At 43.0% G+C, this 16,173-nt stretch carries 17 protein-coding genes; all 17 read left to right on the top strand.

Annotated features, from left to right (window positions below; all coding sequences use genetic code 11):
• The first annotated feature begins 271 nt into the window (after nt 1-271).
• Nucleotides 272-940: a 2,3-bisphosphoglycerate-dependent phosphoglycerate mutase gene (locus BAU14_RS13310; RefSeq protein ID WP_161900596.1), complete on the top strand. Its 669-nt coding sequence runs from the start codon at nt 272-274 to the stop codon at nt 938-940.
• Between the two features lie 148 nt (nt 941-1,088).
• A complete protein-coding gene (locus BAU14_RS13305; protein ID WP_161900595.1) occupies nt 1,089-1,355 on the top strand; it encodes an ACT domain-containing protein in 267 nt (88 codons plus the stop codon).
• A 74-nt stretch (nt 1,356-1,429) separates the two neighbouring features.
• The gene (locus tag BAU14_RS13300) at nt 1,430-2,773 is read left to right on the top strand and encodes a PFL family protein (RefSeq protein WP_161900594.1); all 1,344 of its coding nucleotides are present in this window, start codon (nt 1,430-1,432) and stop codon (nt 2,771-2,773) included.
• Nucleotides 2,774-2,945: 172 nt separating this feature from the next.
• Complete coding sequence (locus BAU14_RS13295; RefSeq protein ID WP_237580473.1) at nt 2,946-3,593, top strand: HAD-IA family hydrolase; 648 nt, start codon at nt 2,946-2,948, stop codon at nt 3,591-3,593.
• A gap of 135 nt (nt 3,594-3,728) precedes the next feature.
• Nucleotides 3,729-4,409 carry a ComEA family DNA-binding protein gene (locus BAU14_RS13290; RefSeq protein WP_161900593.1) on the top strand — a complete coding sequence of 227 codons (681 nt, stop codon included), beginning with the start codon at nt 3,729-3,731 and terminating at the stop codon, nt 4,407-4,409.
• A gap of 509 nt (nt 4,410-4,918) precedes the next feature.
• Nucleotides 4,919-5,320 carry a MerR family transcriptional regulator gene (locus BAU14_RS13285; protein WP_161900592.1) on the top strand — a complete coding sequence of 134 codons (402 nt, stop codon included), beginning with the start codon at nt 4,919-4,921 and terminating at the stop codon, nt 5,318-5,320.
• The gene (locus tag BAU14_RS13280; RefSeq protein ID WP_161900591.1) at nt 5,317-5,886 is read left to right on the top strand and encodes a histidine phosphatase family protein; all 570 of its coding nucleotides are present in this window, start codon (nt 5,317-5,319) and stop codon (nt 5,884-5,886) included. Before BAU14_RS13285 ends, BAU14_RS13280 begins: the two co-directional genes overlap by 4 nt.
• Nucleotides 5,887-5,905: 19 nt before the next feature.
• Complete coding sequence (locus BAU14_RS13275) at nt 5,906-6,769, top strand: aldo/keto reductase (RefSeq protein ID WP_161900590.1); 864 nt, start codon at nt 5,906-5,908, stop codon at nt 6,767-6,769.
• A gap of 1 nt (nt 6,770) precedes the next feature.
• The gene (locus BAU14_RS13270; RefSeq protein WP_161900589.1) at nt 6,771-7,751 is read left to right on the top strand and encodes an aldo/keto reductase; all 981 of its coding nucleotides are present in this window, start codon (nt 6,771-6,773) and stop codon (nt 7,749-7,751) included.
• Between the two features lie 56 nt (nt 7,752-7,807).
• Nucleotides 7,808-8,689: a LysR family transcriptional regulator gene (locus tag BAU14_RS13265; protein ID WP_161900588.1), complete on the top strand. Its 882-nt coding sequence runs from the start codon at nt 7,808-7,810 to the stop codon at nt 8,687-8,689.
• A gap of 46 nt (nt 8,690-8,735) precedes the next feature.
• Nucleotides 8,736-9,296 carry a flavodoxin gene (locus BAU14_RS13260; RefSeq protein ID WP_161900587.1) on the top strand — a complete coding sequence of 187 codons (561 nt, stop codon included), beginning with the start codon at nt 8,736-8,738 and terminating at the stop codon, nt 9,294-9,296.
• Between the two features lie 31 nt (nt 9,297-9,327).
• A complete protein-coding gene (locus tag BAU14_RS13255; RefSeq protein ID WP_161900586.1) occupies nt 9,328-9,753 on the top strand; it encodes a cupin domain-containing protein in 426 nt (141 codons plus the stop codon).
• Between the two features lie 6 nt (nt 9,754-9,759).
• Nucleotides 9,760-10,074, top strand: a complete 315-nt coding sequence (locus BAU14_RS13250; protein ID WP_161900585.1) for a carboxymuconolactone decarboxylase family protein — start codon at nt 9,760-9,762, stop codon at nt 10,072-10,074.
• Between the two features lie 7 nt (nt 10,075-10,081).
• Nucleotides 10,082-11,266 carry an MFS transporter gene (locus BAU14_RS13245; RefSeq protein ID WP_161900584.1) on the top strand — a complete coding sequence of 395 codons (1,185 nt, stop codon included), beginning with the start codon at nt 10,082-10,084 and terminating at the stop codon, nt 11,264-11,266.
• Nucleotides 11,267-11,436: 170 nt separating this feature from the next.
• The gene (locus tag BAU14_RS13240) at nt 11,437-12,300 is read left to right on the top strand and encodes an aldo/keto reductase (protein ID WP_161900583.1); all 864 of its coding nucleotides are present in this window, start codon (nt 11,437-11,439) and stop codon (nt 12,298-12,300) included.
• A 951-nt stretch (nt 12,301-13,251) separates the two neighbouring features.
• Entirely contained in the window at nt 13,252-13,797 is a 546-nt protein-coding gene (locus tag BAU14_RS13235; RefSeq protein WP_161900582.1) for a ComE operon protein 2, read from the top strand.
• Entirely contained in the window at nt 13,769-16,096 is a 2,328-nt protein-coding gene (locus BAU14_RS13230) for a DNA internalization-related competence protein ComEC/Rec2 (RefSeq protein WP_161900581.1), read from the top strand. Before BAU14_RS13235 ends, BAU14_RS13230 begins: the two co-directional genes overlap by 29 nt.
• Nucleotides 16,097-16,173: the final 77 nt, after the last annotated feature.

The following is a 16,173-nucleotide window of genomic DNA, read 5'->3' as shown; positions in this document are numbered from 1 at the left end:
CTTTTCTGTGCCAGACCAGTTGTTTCTATTTCCACTTTTAGTATGCGCCGAAGAAAAAAATCGGTCAAAAGTTAGGTCAAGGCATTTAGACAAATCGGCCTAGATGACAAAATTTACTGTTTTCCAAGTTTTCGTTGGTCTTTTCATGACAAGCTGCCGAAAAACTGCAATAATAAATACTGAAAACAGATGGAACTGATTAGAAGAAGCACTGAAAGAGCATACATTTCAACTCAGCAAGTCTGTCTCACCGTAAAAGGAGCTGTTGGCAATGAAGATCATAATCATCCGTCATGGAGAAAGCGAAGCAAATTACGAAAATTATTGGACGGGTTGGTTGGATGTACCACTGACTGAAAAAGGACGCCAACAGGCCGCAGCAGCAGGGGCCAAAATTGCGGCGGCGGGAATCAATTTTGATGGTGCCTACACATCCGTATTGCAACGAGCAATGATCACCTGTCAGACGGTGCTGGAGGTCTGTGATCAGCTCTATATACCAGTGACGAAGAGCTGGCGGTTAAATGAACGGCATTATGGCGCTTTAGTGGGGAAGAATAAAAAGCAGATGGAAAAAGAATTTGGTGCCGAACAGGTGAAAAAATGGCGCCGAGGCTATTATGAAATGCCGCCACGACTGGAACAAAACCAATTGGATCGACGTTATGCCTATCTGGACCTACAGACAATTCCTCATGCTGAAAATTTGGCTATGACGGTTCAACGTGTTCTGCCTTTATGGCAAGATGAGATTGCCCCGCAGCTATTGCAGCAAAAGAACATATTGGTTTGTGGCCATGGCAACAGTTTGCGGGCATTAGTGAAGTATTTAGAACAGGTTCCGGAAGATCAGATGGATACCATTGAAATTCCAAATGCGGCGCCGGTTTTATATGAATTTGATGACAACCTGCAGATCATTTCTAAATCCATCTTGTAAACAATCATTCGGCTAGCTGATATTCGCAGGAGATTAGCAGGAAGAAACACGAACAAAAAAAGGTGAAAACGTATAAATGTTAACAAATAATCATTTTTAGTATAAATTTTATGCTATACTATGAAAAAATCAAAGGGGGAGCTTCAACATGCGGGCCATTTTAACAGTAATCGGGAAAGATAAAGTCGGGATCGTTGCCGGAGTCAGTCAGAAATTAGCTGAACTGGAAATTAATATCCTAGATGTTTCACAAACGATCATGGATGACTACTTTACGATGATGATGATGCTATCGATGGATAAAAACAGCGATTTTGAAAAGATCAGAAGTGAACTGAATCAAGTAGGCGAGACTTTGGGTGTGTCAATCAAAGTCCAAAACGAAGAAATCTTCAACGCTATGCATAAATTGTAAGCACAGTTAAGAATTCTGTGGCATTCACAAGGAATTGCCTATCAGCTTTTACAATATTTTCATGGGGGTAAGCAATGGAAACGAATCAGATTTTAGAAACGATCCGCATGGTGGAAGAAGAAAATCTCGACATACGGACAATCACGATGGGAATCTCATTGTTAGACTGTATCTCGTCGGATGTCAAAACCACCTGCGACAATATCTATCAGAAGGTCACTACTAAAGCTCGGGATTTGGTCAAAGTCGGAAACGAGATTGAGCTGGAGTTTGGTATTCCCATCATTAACAAACGAATCTCAGTAACGCCAATTTCTCTAGTGGCAGCTGCCAGTGGCGGGCAGGACTGTGTGGCCTTTGCCAAAACATTGGATCGTTGCGCACAAACATTGGGTGTCAATTTTATCGGCGGGTATACGGCTTTAGTGGAAAAAGGCTATCAAGGGGCAGATTTGGCATTGATCGAATCGATCCCACAAGCTTTAGCAGAAACTGATTTTGTCTGTTCTTCTGTCAATATTGGCTCCACAAAAGCCGGTATCAACATGGATGCTGTGCGCTTGATGGGCGAAACGGTCAAAAAGACTGCGGAAGCTTCTGACATGGGTTGTGCCAAACTGGTGGTCTTTGCAAATGCAGTCGAAGACAATCCTTTTATGGCCGGTGCCTTTCACGGTGTAGGAGAAGCCGACTGTGAAATCAACGTGGGTGTTTCCGGGCCAGGAGTTGTTTTGCGAGCGTTAGAAAAAGTCAAAGGGGAATCCTTTGATGTGGTAGCAGAAACCGTTAAAAAGACGGCTTTCAAAATCACACGGATGGGTCAAATGGTGGGACAAATCGCTTCCCAACGTCTGGGAGTACCATTTGGAATAGTGGACTTGTCTTTGGCACCGACACCGGCTGTGGGTGACAGTGTGGCGGATATTTTGGAAGAAATGGGTCTGGGTTCTGTGGGAACTCATGGCACGACGGCCGCTTTGGCATTGTTGAATGATGCAGTCAAAAAAGGCGGTGTGATGGCCTGCAATCATGTGGGCGGATTATCAGGTGCTTTTATTCCGGTATCAGAAGATCAAGGAATGATTACTGCGGTTGAAAAAGGCCTGTTGAATCTCGAGAAGTTGGAAGCGATGACGGCTATCTGCTCCGTGGGCTTGGATATGATCGCGATCCCGGGAGACACTCCGGCTGAGACAATTGCTGCAATGATCGCTGACGAAGCCGCAATCGGTGTCATCAATCACAAAACGACTGCGGTTCGTATCATTCCGGCAGCTGGAACAAAAGTTGGGGATATGGTAGAGTTCGGTGGCTTGTTGGGAAGAGCACCAGTGATGGGGACCAACCCAGCGAAATCCACTGCCTTCATTCAACGTGGTGGACGGATTCCAGCACCAATTCATTCCTTCAAAAACTAATTGTATTTTTCATTCTCAGGAGACGGCGAATTTCGTCGTCTTCTTTTTTTGGAGTGAATTTGAGGCTGCAATCTTTTTTGAAAATAATTGTTTGAAAAAGATATATTTATTTTCAGAAAGGTTGCGACGATTTCTGTTTTAGGTTATCGTTGGTAAAAGAAAGCAACAACTGATGGATTCAATAAAAGGAGTGACATTTACAGGAATGAAATACTTTATTTGGGATTTTGACGGGACATTGTATGATACCTATCCGATAATTCTAGCGGCAATTATGAAGGTTTTGGAAAATCATGGCGTGGCAGCTGATTCAAAGACTGTTTATAAGATGCTCAAGGAGTTCTCTTCAAAAAAGGTTGCTGAAACCTATGGGATTGATTTTGAGCAATTTGCCAAAGAGCAGCATGCCATTGAAGACTTGGATACGAGAGTACCAAAGCCCTTTCCTGGTGTAAAAGAAACCCTAGCAGCTATTAAGGCAGGTGGCGGGCGCCAATTCATTATGACTCATCGGATGGCAGATGATACCCGTTCTTTGCTGGAAAAAGATGATTTGGCAGAGTATTTCGAAGCGATTGTCGGGCCTGAAATGAAATTTGCCCGCAAGCCTGACCCTGAGGCGGTTTTGTATTTGGTAAACAAATATCAGATGGATCCCGCTAGCAGTGTTATGATTGGGGACCGTATCATGGACGTGGAAGCCGGCAATAGCGCTGGAATCCATTCTTGTTTTTTTGATAACGAGGATGTATTGGAACATGTGGCTGCAGATTTCGTCTGTCATACACCGCAAGAAATTATTGCTCTTTTAGAGAAATAAAGAAAGAAAAAGCCAGAAATTAGAAAAGCTGTGGGGCAAATTAAGTCCGACAGCTTTTTTTGCGTACCTTCTTATGAAGAGTAAACAACACTAAGGATTCAAAGAGGGACTGCTAAACTGTAAGGGAGTGAACCGATGCGTATGTATGATTTATTGAAAGCCTATCAAAGACAGCTGGTGATGATTGGCGCTCTGTTGTTACTAGCAGTGGGACTTGGCTTGGGTAAGCTGTTTTTTGCGGATCGGCAGAATCTGCCGGCAAACAAAAAGGAGGAGCTGTTGGCTATTTCGGAAACTTCTGACATAGAAGCTTCCAGCGCCTCAGTAGCTGCAAATAGTAGTGAGGATCAGTTTATTTTTGTTGATATCAAAGGAGCGGTTGTGCAACCTGGTGTGTACCGACTGCCAATCGGTGAACGAGTACATGATTTGCTGAAACTCGCTGGCGGCCTGACAGAGGAAGCTGCGGTTGAGCTTTTGAATCAGGCTCAAATTTTGACAGACCAACAAATGATCTATGTGCTCACCACGACAGAAGCAAAAGAACAAGACTTGTCTCCGGCAGTCTTCCAGGAAAACGGGCAGGGTATGACACCTGAATCTGATCAAGACAGCTCTCACCAAGATCAGGTCAATATCAATACAGCAGATGTTGCTGAGCTAACCACGTTATCAGGGATTGGGCAGAAAAAAGCAGCGGCGATCATTTCCTACCGGGAAGAAAATGGACCCTTTAAAACAGTGGAAGACTTGAAGGAAGTTTCGGGCATTGGCGAAAAAACTGTCGAAAAGCTGCGCCCGTCTATTACGGTTTGACTGAGGATAGGGACTGCAATAATCGTCGTATCGTCATTTTATGAAGCGAATGAGACGAATTGCAGGCAAAAAACTGTGAGCATCAGCTAGGCAATCGCCTCCAAAACGAACACTGCTAATACGTGAGGAACGATGAAAAGCCAAGTCACTTCCTTTAAAGACAGCGGAAGGGACTTGGTTTTTTTATTGTTAAAAATTTCAAGCGCTGACTGATCTTGATTGCATCAAGTTAAGTCAGTCTCGTTCACCTTTTTTTTTACATCTGATAATGTTCTTTCTGGGGACGTTGACACGAGGATTGGCGCAACTATTTGCAGGAATAAAACCGAAGCCGTGTTTTAAAAAGCAGCTATGCTTTTCAGGCATAGCTGTTTTTTAAGAGAAGTATTGGACGAAACGGCGAAGTGTTTATAAACTGGGAATTGAAAAATGATATGCGGCAATGTTTTTTTGACTTGCGTTGGAGTTACCTTCAAGGAGTATCTTAAGCGTGAAAGAAGGGGAAGCGTATGAATATTACATCTGTGAGTAAGAAGTACAAGGTTTCAGCGGACACATTACGGTATTATGAGCGAGTTGGTGTGATTCCACCAATCACAAGGGATCAAAATGGTTACCGGAATTTTTCAGAGTATGATTTAAATTGGGTATATTTTACCACAGCCATGCGTAATGCCGGAGTCTCAGTTGAAGCACTGGTGGAGTATAATCAACTTTTCAAAATGGGCAGAGAAAAAACTGCGGAAGCCAGAAAAAGCTTGTTGATTGAACAACGACAAAAATTGCAGGAAAAAGTAAAGGAACTAACGGAAACTTTGCATTACTTGAACCATAAAATTGAAACCTATGAAGAGCACTTGCGTTCATATGAAATAAAATTGGATAAAAAAGCTGTGGAGGAGAGCAAATGAAGACACTGTATTTGATGCGACATGGACAGACGGCTTTTAATCAGCAAAAACTGATACAAGGTTGGTGCGATTCGCCGTTAACTGCTCTTGGTATTCAGCAGGCGATGGCGGCAAAGACCTATTTTAGTGAACAGGGGATTCAGTTTGACGCGGCGTTTTCTTCTACTTCTGAACGTGCCAGTGACACGCTGGAGATCATTACCAGTCAAGCTTACCAACGGGTGAAAGCTCTGAAAGAATGGCATTTCGGCAAATACGAGGGGGCCTCAGAAGAGCTGAATCCGCCGTTACCTTATGGAGATTTTTTTGTATACAGTGGCGGTGAGGGAGAACAAGAATTTCGCGAACGTATCAATAATGGCATAAGCCAGTTGATGGCAGCAGTGGCGGGCTCAACGGTTTTGATGGTTTCTCATGGCGGTGCTTGTCGCCAATTTATGCGAAAATGGGCCCATACCAGTCAGGTGGATCAAAAGGAAAAGTTAAAAAATTGCTGTATTTTGAAATTTTACTATGAAAAAGGGACCTTCGAGTTAGTCGACATCATCAATCCAGTCGTTCATTAAAAGAAAGAAGGGATAGCAAGTGGAATTTGTAATTTTGAATAATGGCATCAAAATGCCGGTTTTGGGATTTGGTGTTTACCAGATTCCCGAAGCGGAAACAAAACAAGCGGTTTTGGAGGCAATCACAGTTGGCTATCGATTGATCGATACCGCCCAAAGCTACTTTAACGAGGCAGCTGTCGGAGAGGCAATTGCTGAAACAGCTGTTCCGCGATCAGAGCTGTTTATCACGACAAAGGTTTGGATAGACAATTATGGCTATGAAAAAACGCGGGCATCTGTTTTGACATCCATGGAAAAGCTGCAGGTTGAATACATCGACTTAGTCTTATTGCATCAAGCTTTAAGTGACTATTATGGAGCATACCGGGCGTTGGAAGAGCTGTATGAAGAAGGAAAAATTCGAGCAATCGGTGTCAGCAATTTTAATCCGAACCGTGTGGCAGATCTTGCGGCTTTCAATCGAGTGACTCCTCAGGTCAATCAGATTGAAATCAATCCTTTTCATCAGCAAGTTGCTGAACAAGAAAATCTGGTCGAGCGAAATATCCAAGCAGAGGCCTGGGCACCCTTTGGTGAAGGAAAAATGGGAATCTTTGAAGACCCAATATTGACTGAGATTGGTCATAAATACAGAAAATCTTCAGCTCAAGTCATCTTGCGCTGGTTGATTCAACGACAAATTGTCGTTTTGGCAAAATCTGTCCACAAAACGCGAATGGCAGAAAATTTTGATGTATTTGATTTTCATCTCTCGTCAGCGGATATGGAAAGTATTAAAACGCTGGATAAGAAAGAAAGTATGTTTTTCGACTTTGCGGATCCTAAGACCGTTGATAGGTTTGTTGAGTTGATTGAAGTAAGAAAGAACCGGAGGAATTAAGATGGACTATATCAAATTTGGCAACACCGGACTGGATGTCTCGCCATTGTGTATCGGTGCAATGGGCTTTGGCGATCCAAAATCAAACTTTCATGAATGGACTTTACCAGAAACAGAAGCGTTGCCGGTTTTAAAAGAGGCGATTGAGAGAGGGTTCAATTTTTTTGATACCGCCAATATTTATTCTTATGGTTCCAGTGAAGAAATTCTTGGGAAAGCCATCAAAGCATACGCTCAGCGTGATGAAATGGTGATTGCTACCAAGGCCTTTATGGGATTGAAAAAAGCACCGAATAATCGCGGATTGTCACGCAAAGCACTGATGTATCAAATTGATGAAAGTTTAAAACGCTTGCAAATGGATTATGTGGATCTTTATATTATTCATCGTTGGGATTATGATACGCCAATTGAAGAGACCATGGCGGCGCTTCATGATATTGTAAAGTCTGGTAAAGCCAGATATATCGGTGCCTCTGCAATGTATGCCTGGCAATTTGCCAAGGCCCAGCATGTGGCGGAAAAAAACGGCTGGACGAAATTTGTTTCCATGCAAAACCACTTGAACTTATTGTATCGGGAAGAAGAGCGGGAGATGCTGCCTTTGTGTGAGGATCAAAAGATTGCGGTAACCCCGTATAGTCCGCTGGCAGGTGGACGTTTAACAAGGGACTGGGAAGCGACGACAAAACGCTTTTTGACTGATAAAACTGCACGGCAAAAATACGACAGCACAGAAGCGCAAGATCACATTATTGTGGATCGAGTGGCTGAAGTTGCTGATAAATACGGTGTGCTGCGAGCTCAAGTTGCTTTGGCCTGGTTAATGCAAAAAAAGGCGGTTGCCACACCTATCATCGGTGCAACGAAAATAACACACCTGACGGATGCTTTGCCGGCAGTGAATTTGAAACTCAAGGAAGAAGACATAACCTATTTGGAAGAACCTTACGTACCGCATCGAATCGTGGGGGCGTTGTAAAAAAACACCGGATGAGTAGTCTATTTGCTATACTATAAAAAAAGGTGGTGGTTCTTATGGAAATCAGATTACTGCGATATTTTTGGGTGGTTGCTGAAGAAAAAAACTTCTCACGGGCGGCACAAGTGTTAAATGTTACGCAGCCAACTTTAAGCCGTCAAATCAAAGATCTGGAAGAAACGATAGGGACGCCCCTCTTTGAACGAGGTCCAAGAGAGCTGCAACTAACGGAGGATGGTCTTTTTTTAAAAGAACGTGCCGAAGAGATTTTGCAACTGAATGCTAAATTGGAAAAAGACTTTCTGGATCGGCAAAATAAAGAGCTGTCAGGCAGCTTTTCTATCGGTTGTGTAGAAGCAGACAACTCTGACACAGTAGCGATGATGCTTGAGGAAGTTTTAGCTGATCACCCTCAAGTCAGTTTTGACCTTGTGACTGGAACTTCTGATGAAATTTCCGATAAGCTGGAAAAAGGAATTCTGGATTTGGCGGTTCTTTTGGAACCAGTAACCTTGAATGCTGTGGAGTCGCTGCGATTGCCTCGAGAAGAAAAGTGGGGCTTTCTCGTGTCATCCAGCAGTTTTGCGGCACAACAGGATTGTATCACGCCAGCTGATATTCTCGGCATGCCATTACTTCTTTCTAAAAGAAAAGAAGTCCGGGAATTGCTATCTGCCTGGGCCAAAATTCCGGTGGAGGATTTCAATGTGATTGGTGCGTATAATTTAATTTTTAATGTCTTTGCTTTAGTCGAAAATCGGGTAGGTTCTGCGTTTGCTATTGAAGGAGCGATTTCAAATAGAAAGAGCGAGGGTACGAAATTTGTGCCATTGATGCCAGAAGTAAAAACAAACTGTGTCTTAGTCTGGAAAAAACGCATGCATACACCGGTTGTAGAAGAAGTGATTCGCCGTTTTAAATATGCTTTTAAAGCATAGCCCCGAATAAAATAGGCATTAGAATAATAACCCAGCAGGCTGTAAGATGATTGTAGAAATCATTTTACAGCTTTTTTTAGGAGGTGAAGCAATGCAAACTTGTATCCTCTGTTTTTCGAGAGCGGGTGAAAATTATTTGGATGGTGAAATACAGCATTTGACGCAAGGAAATACGGAAACGCTGGCAAAAATCATTCAAACCCAAACTCAGTGGCACTTTTGCAAAATAGAACCCTTAAACCCATACCCAACTGACTACCAGGGGACTAAGCTGCTGGCTAAAAATGAGTTTGAACTCAATTTGCAAATACCTTATCAGCCTCTTGACCTGGATTTGAACGATTATCAGAGAATTTTATTGGGCTACCCTAATTGGTGGGGAAGTTTTCCTCAAGTAATCAAGACCTTCGTTAGTGAACAAAACTTAGACGGGAAAACCATCCATCCCTTCTGTACCCACGAAGGAAGCGGCTTTGGACGAAGTATCTGCGAATTGAAACGCCTGTGTCCCCAAAGTGAAATCGCTTTGGAATTGCCGGTCACCGGTTCCCGGGTGCAAAAGGCATTACCGGCTGTCAAAAATTGGTTGGCAGCCATGGAGAACTGATCAGTTACTTAAAAAAATTGGAGGGACAACAATGTTAAAAAATGAAGAAATCAAGAATGGGGTTATTTTCCCCAGTGGTGATAAAAACGAGGCCTTTGCACAATATTTTATCGGTCAAAGCTATTTAAAATCGTTGGTCTCAGATCCCAAAATCAATGTCGGTGTGGCAAATGTTACTTTTGAACCTGCTTGTCGAAATAATTGGCACATTCATCACGATGGCTTTCAATTATTGTTAGTGACCGGTGGCGAAGGTTGGTACCAAGAAGACGGACACAGCCCCCGCTTTTTAACAGCAGGAGATGTTGTGATCACCCATGATGGTGTTAAACATTGGCATGGTGCCACTGCAGACAGCTGGTTTGAACATCTCGCTATTACGGCAGGGTCGGCAGAGTGGTTGGAGCCCGTTACTGACGATTATTACCATGAGTTGGAAAAAATTACAGAGGGGTGAATCCAAATGAAAAAACAAACAGCCGGTAGAGAACATCTGGGAGCGTTTGCCCCCAAATTTGCTGAATTGAATGATGATGTCCTGTTTGGGGAAGTCTGGTCAAGAGAAAGTCAGCTGTCGGCACACGACCGTTCATTGATTACTTGTTCCGCATTATTGGCAATGGGGGCACCGCAATTGAAAAGTCATCTAACCATTGCCAAAGAAAATGGGGTCACAAAGGAAGAGATTGTGGAATTAATCACCCATCTCGCCTTTTACGCGGGTTGGCCAAAAGCCTGGTCTGCCTTTAGTATGGCAAAAGAAATTTTTGAGAAATGAGATGAAGATGGCTAAAAAGAGGCATCCGTTGCTGACAAAGATCAGTCTGTTGAGTGCTTCGTTATTAATCGTATCCGGTGGAGCGATAGCCGGAAATATTCCTGAGATTAGTCAAACGTATCCAGAAGTCAGTCTGGTATTCATTGAAATGCTAGTCACCATTCCATCACTTTTTGTGATTCTCACGGTATTGCTCAGTCCCAAGCTTGCAGGGAAAATTGGTTATAAGACGAGCCTTCTAGTTGGTATCGGATTGGTTTTGTTGATGGGAATTCTGCCTGTTTTCCTGCGAAGTTTTCAGCTGCTGCTGCTTTCAAGGATTTTCTTTGGTGTGGGTATTGGGTTGATCAACCCCTTGCTTTATAGTTTTGCCAGTCAACTTTATCGAGGGAGAGAATTAGCGACAGTTATTGGTTTTCAAAGTGCCTTTGAAGGAATTGGCGGGATGTTGGCTACCCTTACTGTGGGCCAGTTGATGATTTTTGGGTGGCGGACTTCTTTGCTTGTTTATGGAATGGCTTTGCCAATCTTTGTTCTTTTTCTCCTATTTGTACCGGAAATTATGCCGCCGGTGTTGGCGACTCACAAGCTTGTACCTGAAAAAGGTAAAACCCCAAGATCGAGTGAAACGAACTTTACTCAGCTTGTGGGACTCTTGCTGATTTTAGTGACCATCTATATGTCTTTGAGTTTTAAAATCGGTTCGTTCTTACAGACAGCTAATCTGGGTGCCGGAACGCAAGCTAGCAACTTTCTTGCACTAATTGGTGCTGGTGCTATGGTGGCAGGATTTTTCTTTGGTAAGCTATTTACTTGGCTTGGTCAAAGAATCGTTTCACTTTCAATCGCCGGAATGGCTGCCATGCTGATTCTTTTGGCATTTTCCAACACCCTTTGGCTGGTATATCTTTGCGGTGGGATGACGGGATTCTTTTTCAGACTCTTTGTACCTTATGTGTTTAATAGTGTGAATCAGGTTAAGTTCAATCAAGAGAAGCGAACGGCCATTTTACTCATTACGTTTAATCTGGGGGCGGCACTTTCGCCCATTGTTATTGGTGCACTTCAGGCTGTATTGCCGGCAATCACGAACAACAGGCTGTTTTTATTTGAAGGAATCCTACTTGGATGTCTGCTGGGAATCAGGCTGTGTCAAAAAAGTTTTCTGAAATCCTGGGTAATCGTTCCCTGAAGCTTAGATCCAATCCTAAAGCAAGGGGTGATTGTTAGCAAAGAAGCCTGAAAATAGACGAGTAAACTTACTACAAGACAGGTTGATAGAAAGTCATAAGTAAGGAACTTTCAATTGTATGTGATTAAATGATTAAAAGAAGTGCTGAAATAAAGAAAAGAGGTAATTGCATGTTAAGTGATACTTACGAATTGGCAAATGGTGTCCAGATTCCCAAAATTGGTTATGGCACCTGGATGATTGAAGAAAAAGCTGCTGCAAAACGAGTAAAACAAGCCATTGCTGTCGGTTACCGACACATTGATACAGCCCAAGCTTACGGAAATGAAGCAGGTGTAGGGGCGGGGATCCGTAATTCCGGTGTTCCTCGAGAAGCACTCTTTGTGACTACAAAATTAGCGGCAGAAATCAAAGACTACGGGGAAGCAGTAGCAGCCATTGAAGGTTCTCTTGAAAAAATGAATATCGACTATATTGATATGATGATCATCCACAGCCCGAAGCCATGGGCTGAATTTCAAGGAGACGAGCACTATTTTGCGGGAAATTTATCAGCGTGGAAAGCGTTGGAAGAAGCTTATCAAGCTGGCAAGTTGCGGGCAATTGGTGTATCGAATTTTGAAAAAGAAGACCTGCAAAACATCATTAGTCACGGCACTGTCAAACCAATGGTCAATCAGGTACTGGCTCATATTGGTGAAATTCCCACTGAATTGATTCGCTACACAACAGAGAAAGGAATTTTGATAGAGGCCTATTCACCGATTGCTCATGGGGAAATGTTGAAAGATCAGACTATCATCAAAATAGCAACTAAATATCAAGTGTCAATCCCGCAGTTGGCGATTCGTTTCTTGTTGCAACTGGGGTTGTTGCCATTGCCTAAGACAGAGAATAGCGAGCATATGAAAAACAACGCAGCGGTTGACTTTGATATTTCGGCTACCGATATGGAAACTCTGTTAAAAGTAGGCAAAATCGATTACGGTGCGTATCGGAGTTTCCCAGTATTTTCCAAAGGATTCAATAACTAATCTCCAAAATCAATTATTCCCCGGGGGCGTTGTTTAGACAAACAGCGGCCCCCTTTTAATATAGAGAAGTAGCTAACGGTGGGGACCTTTTTATAGTTACGCAGGAAAATAGCGTGGCATACCTTGAATTAAGTTGGGAGCCGTAGTTGCAAGTACTGTTTGTTATCATTTACATAATTCCGAAAAAAGCGGAGAAAAAGACGTAATTATTTTAAAGGAAAACATTTTTGAGATCATGTGCCAGCGATGCGGAAACATGGCTAGCAATGGGCCTATCTTGGAGGTCTACAGCTAACTACCTCGGGAAACGATAAAAAATTGCAGGTTTGATTTTTATCGTAGGAAGCTATCTGTAGGCGGGGTTTCTTAAACCAAGTGTTTTCTAAAAGTTTTTAACTATGAACCGAGGAAAAAGAAGTTTTTGAAGAGGTTGATTAAATCCTTACCAGTTAGAAGCACTAGGCACAAGTATTTTCTTCTAGCTGACAACGATCTTTGAAAAAAGAATGCTTCGTACCAGCAGATAAAGGTCATTCTGATGAAAAAATGTTGCTGATTTTTGTTTGATGTAAGATGGGGAAGGTTTTTGCTTATAAAGCAGGTTTTGCAAGCAGGCTGCAATAACTTTTATTGTAGCGGCTGATGATGAGCCGTGTTATAAAAGTGGATACCCAAACGTATGGGAATATGGTAAATTTAGGATAGTTAGCAGCAAAAATATTACTTATCCGTGGCTTATTTAGGTAGATAGACCAAAGCAAGCTTTCATTTCAACAAGATCTAGTATCAAAATAGATATGAGAAAATGCCCGCAGCTCTATCGTTTTTTTGAAAGCTGCTGATTTTTTGTGAATAGATCAACTTTGTAGTAGAAAACGTGCACATGTTTTTCTTGAATATGTAATCGTGTGTCTAATTTGTGTCCACTTTGGAAGATAAGGAGAGTTTGACATGAGCGAAAAACAGCAAAAATATGATGATACCAGTGATTTGCGTATTTCTTCAGGGGGAAAAGATGCCCGCATCCCCTGGGACCAATATTTCATGGCACAGGCAGTTTTACTATCGTTACGCAGTACGTGTACCCGCTTAGAGGTGGGGGCTACTTTGGTCAAAGACAAGCGAATTATTGCTGGCGGGTACAATGGCGCAGTTTCTGGAGATGTCCATTGCATTGACGAGGGGTGTTATGTGGTAGACGGGCATTGCATCCGCACGCTCCACGCAGAAGTGAACGCTCTTTTGCAATGTGCGAAGCTGGGAATCTCAGCTGATCAATCAGAAATCTATGTGACCCATTTTCCCTGCTTGAATTGTACGAAAGCTTTGTTACAAGCTGGCGTGAAAAAGATCCATTACCTGCATGACTACCGCAACGACGAGTATGCCATGGATCTGATCCAACGAGTAGGCGCCTCGGTGCATCAGGTGACGTTGGACCCTAAGTACTTTGAGAAGCTCTCAGCTCGTGCATTGGCGGATGCTTCTGAGGAGTAACAACTATTGGAGGGGCTGGCGCAACCAATTGATTTTCCCGAGTCTTTTGGCAATGTCGCTAGTCTTGGCTGTTGTGACAGGTGCCCTGTTTTTTTGGTTGGTTTTCGGTTATTTTAGTGTGGTTCTTTGCCACAGAAAGCGCTGGTTAGTTGTTATCGGTTGCTTCTGTGGTTTTTTGTGCGTACTTCGTTTGGGTTCTTATGACGACATCGAGGCAAGTTCTTTAAAGAAGCAGATTGAAGGACAAAAAGTGTCTTTAAACCTCACGCTTTTAGGTGATACGATTCAAATCAATGGAGATCGGGTCAGCTTTGATGCAATGACTGCCGATAAGCACAAGCTACGTGTCTCTTTGTATTTGGAAAAGCAGGAGCAGCAACAACAATGGCAAGACTTTCGAGAACAGACACTGGCAATAACGGTTACTGGAACGTGGACGAAAGGGACGCTGAAGCGAAATCTACACGGCTTTTCTTATCAGGAGTATCTGAAAAATAACGGCTATCGTGGGGCTGTGACAATAGCAGCCATTGAAAACTTTAAACCAGTGAGTCACAGTAATTTGAAAGATCGTTTCTTTGCCCTGGTTCGCCGCATTCGTGGGTATATGATCAACCATGTGGAAGAGCACTTTTATCCTATTACCAGCTCTTATATTAAAGCCCTTCTTTTCGGTTTTAAAGACCCTGAATTTCAATTAGCAGCAGAAGGTTTCAAAAAAGCCGGTATCCTGCATCTCTTCAGTATATCCGGAATGCACTTACTGTTTTTCTTTGGATTGCTGGACAAACTGTTTCGCCGCATCGGACTGACAAAAGGTGAAGCTTATTTGCCGATGTGTCTATGCTTAGCTGCCGGCTGGCTCTTGTTTGGAGCTAGCAGTAGTGTTTCCCGTGCTGTCTTGTTATATTTTGTTACCCGGACGTTGAAGTTGGTTAGCATTCGACTATCAGCCATGGACCGGTTTGCAATTGTCTTATTAATCTTACAACTTGTCTGGCCGCGTTTTCTTTTGACTACAGGGGGGCAACTGTCTTTGTATATGGCCTGGTTGCTCACGTTGTTGCCACGAGCGGTCACTCTGAAAGAACAGCTTCTTCAGGGATTACAGCTAACTTTATTGCCGGCACCGTTATTAATGTACTTGTTTTATGAATGGTCTTTGATAGGTGGCTTATTGACAGTCTGCTGCTTGCCACTTTTCAGCCATCTCTTGTTACCGTGCTTTCTTTTTTTGACGCTCACCTCGGTAATCGGCCTGACGCTGCCTGTTTTATTTTCCGAGTTGCTTGAAAATGCATTACTAATGATCAATTACTTGTTACAAGGAAGTGGTTTTGTTTCGGTAATCACAGGCAAGCCGACAGTTATGCTAGTTGTCTTTTGCCTCTTAGTGGGTCTTTTGCTCATTCAACAAAAAAATGCCGGGTTATGGCAGCTGGCAGTAGTCTGTTTTTTACTTCCGTTGATTTTTGGTCGCTTCCCCCTCAATAAAATAGTGGCATTTGTTGATGTCGGTCAAGGAGACAGTATCGTGGTGAAGGATCGTTTTAATCAGCAAGTTACTGTGATTGATACTGGTGGCCGCTTGGGCTTTGCTAAAGAAGAGTGGGCACAAGGTGCGACTAAAGCAGCTGCAGAGTACTCTCTGATTCCCTTTTTGAAAGGGGAAGGTGTAACGCGGATTCATCAACTGGTCTTGACTCATGGGGACAGCGATCATATGGGGGATGCGGCGGTTTTATTTCGGCATTTTCAAATCGATGAGCTAATCATCGGAAAAGGGGCGTTCACTCATCCAAATCTGTCACAGTTACTAACGACAATTCCCTCCAAAACGAAAATCACCCAAGTGACGGCCGATGACTTATTAAATGATACTTTTTCAATGCAGGTGTTGGCACCGGTGGATTCGGGCAAAGGGGAAAATGAAGACTCGGTGGTACTGACAGCTAGAGTTGGTCAGCAACGATTCTTATTTACCGGTGATTTAGGTAAGGAAGGCGAAGGGAAATTGCTCAAGCGGTTTTCACAACTGAAAGTTGACGTATTGAAAGTCGGGCATCACGGCAGTCGGACCTCTTCAGATGCGAACTTTTTGAGTCAGATTCAGCCTGAAGATGTCATTATTTCTGCCGGTTTTGAGAATCGTTTCGGACATCCCCATCAAGAAGTGTTAGATACGTTGACAGCAAATAATTGCCATATTTTGCGAACGGACTTGCAAGGAATGATTTATTATTCCTATTCGATTGGCGAAGAAGCAGCAGCGGCAAAAGTTCTTGTGATAGAGGAGTGAAGCTAGCTGTGGCATTGCACAAATACTAGCGAAATGATAGGATAGCAAAAGGGATTCTTGCCGAAAAAAGGCAGAGA

Source organism: Candidatus Enterococcus leclercqii (assembly GCF_009933135.1).
Classification (GTDB): Bacteria; Bacillota; Bacilli; order Lactobacillales; family Enterococcaceae; genus Enterococcus_C; species Enterococcus_C leclercqii.
This window is presented reverse-complemented; position numbering and strand designations above follow the sequence as displayed.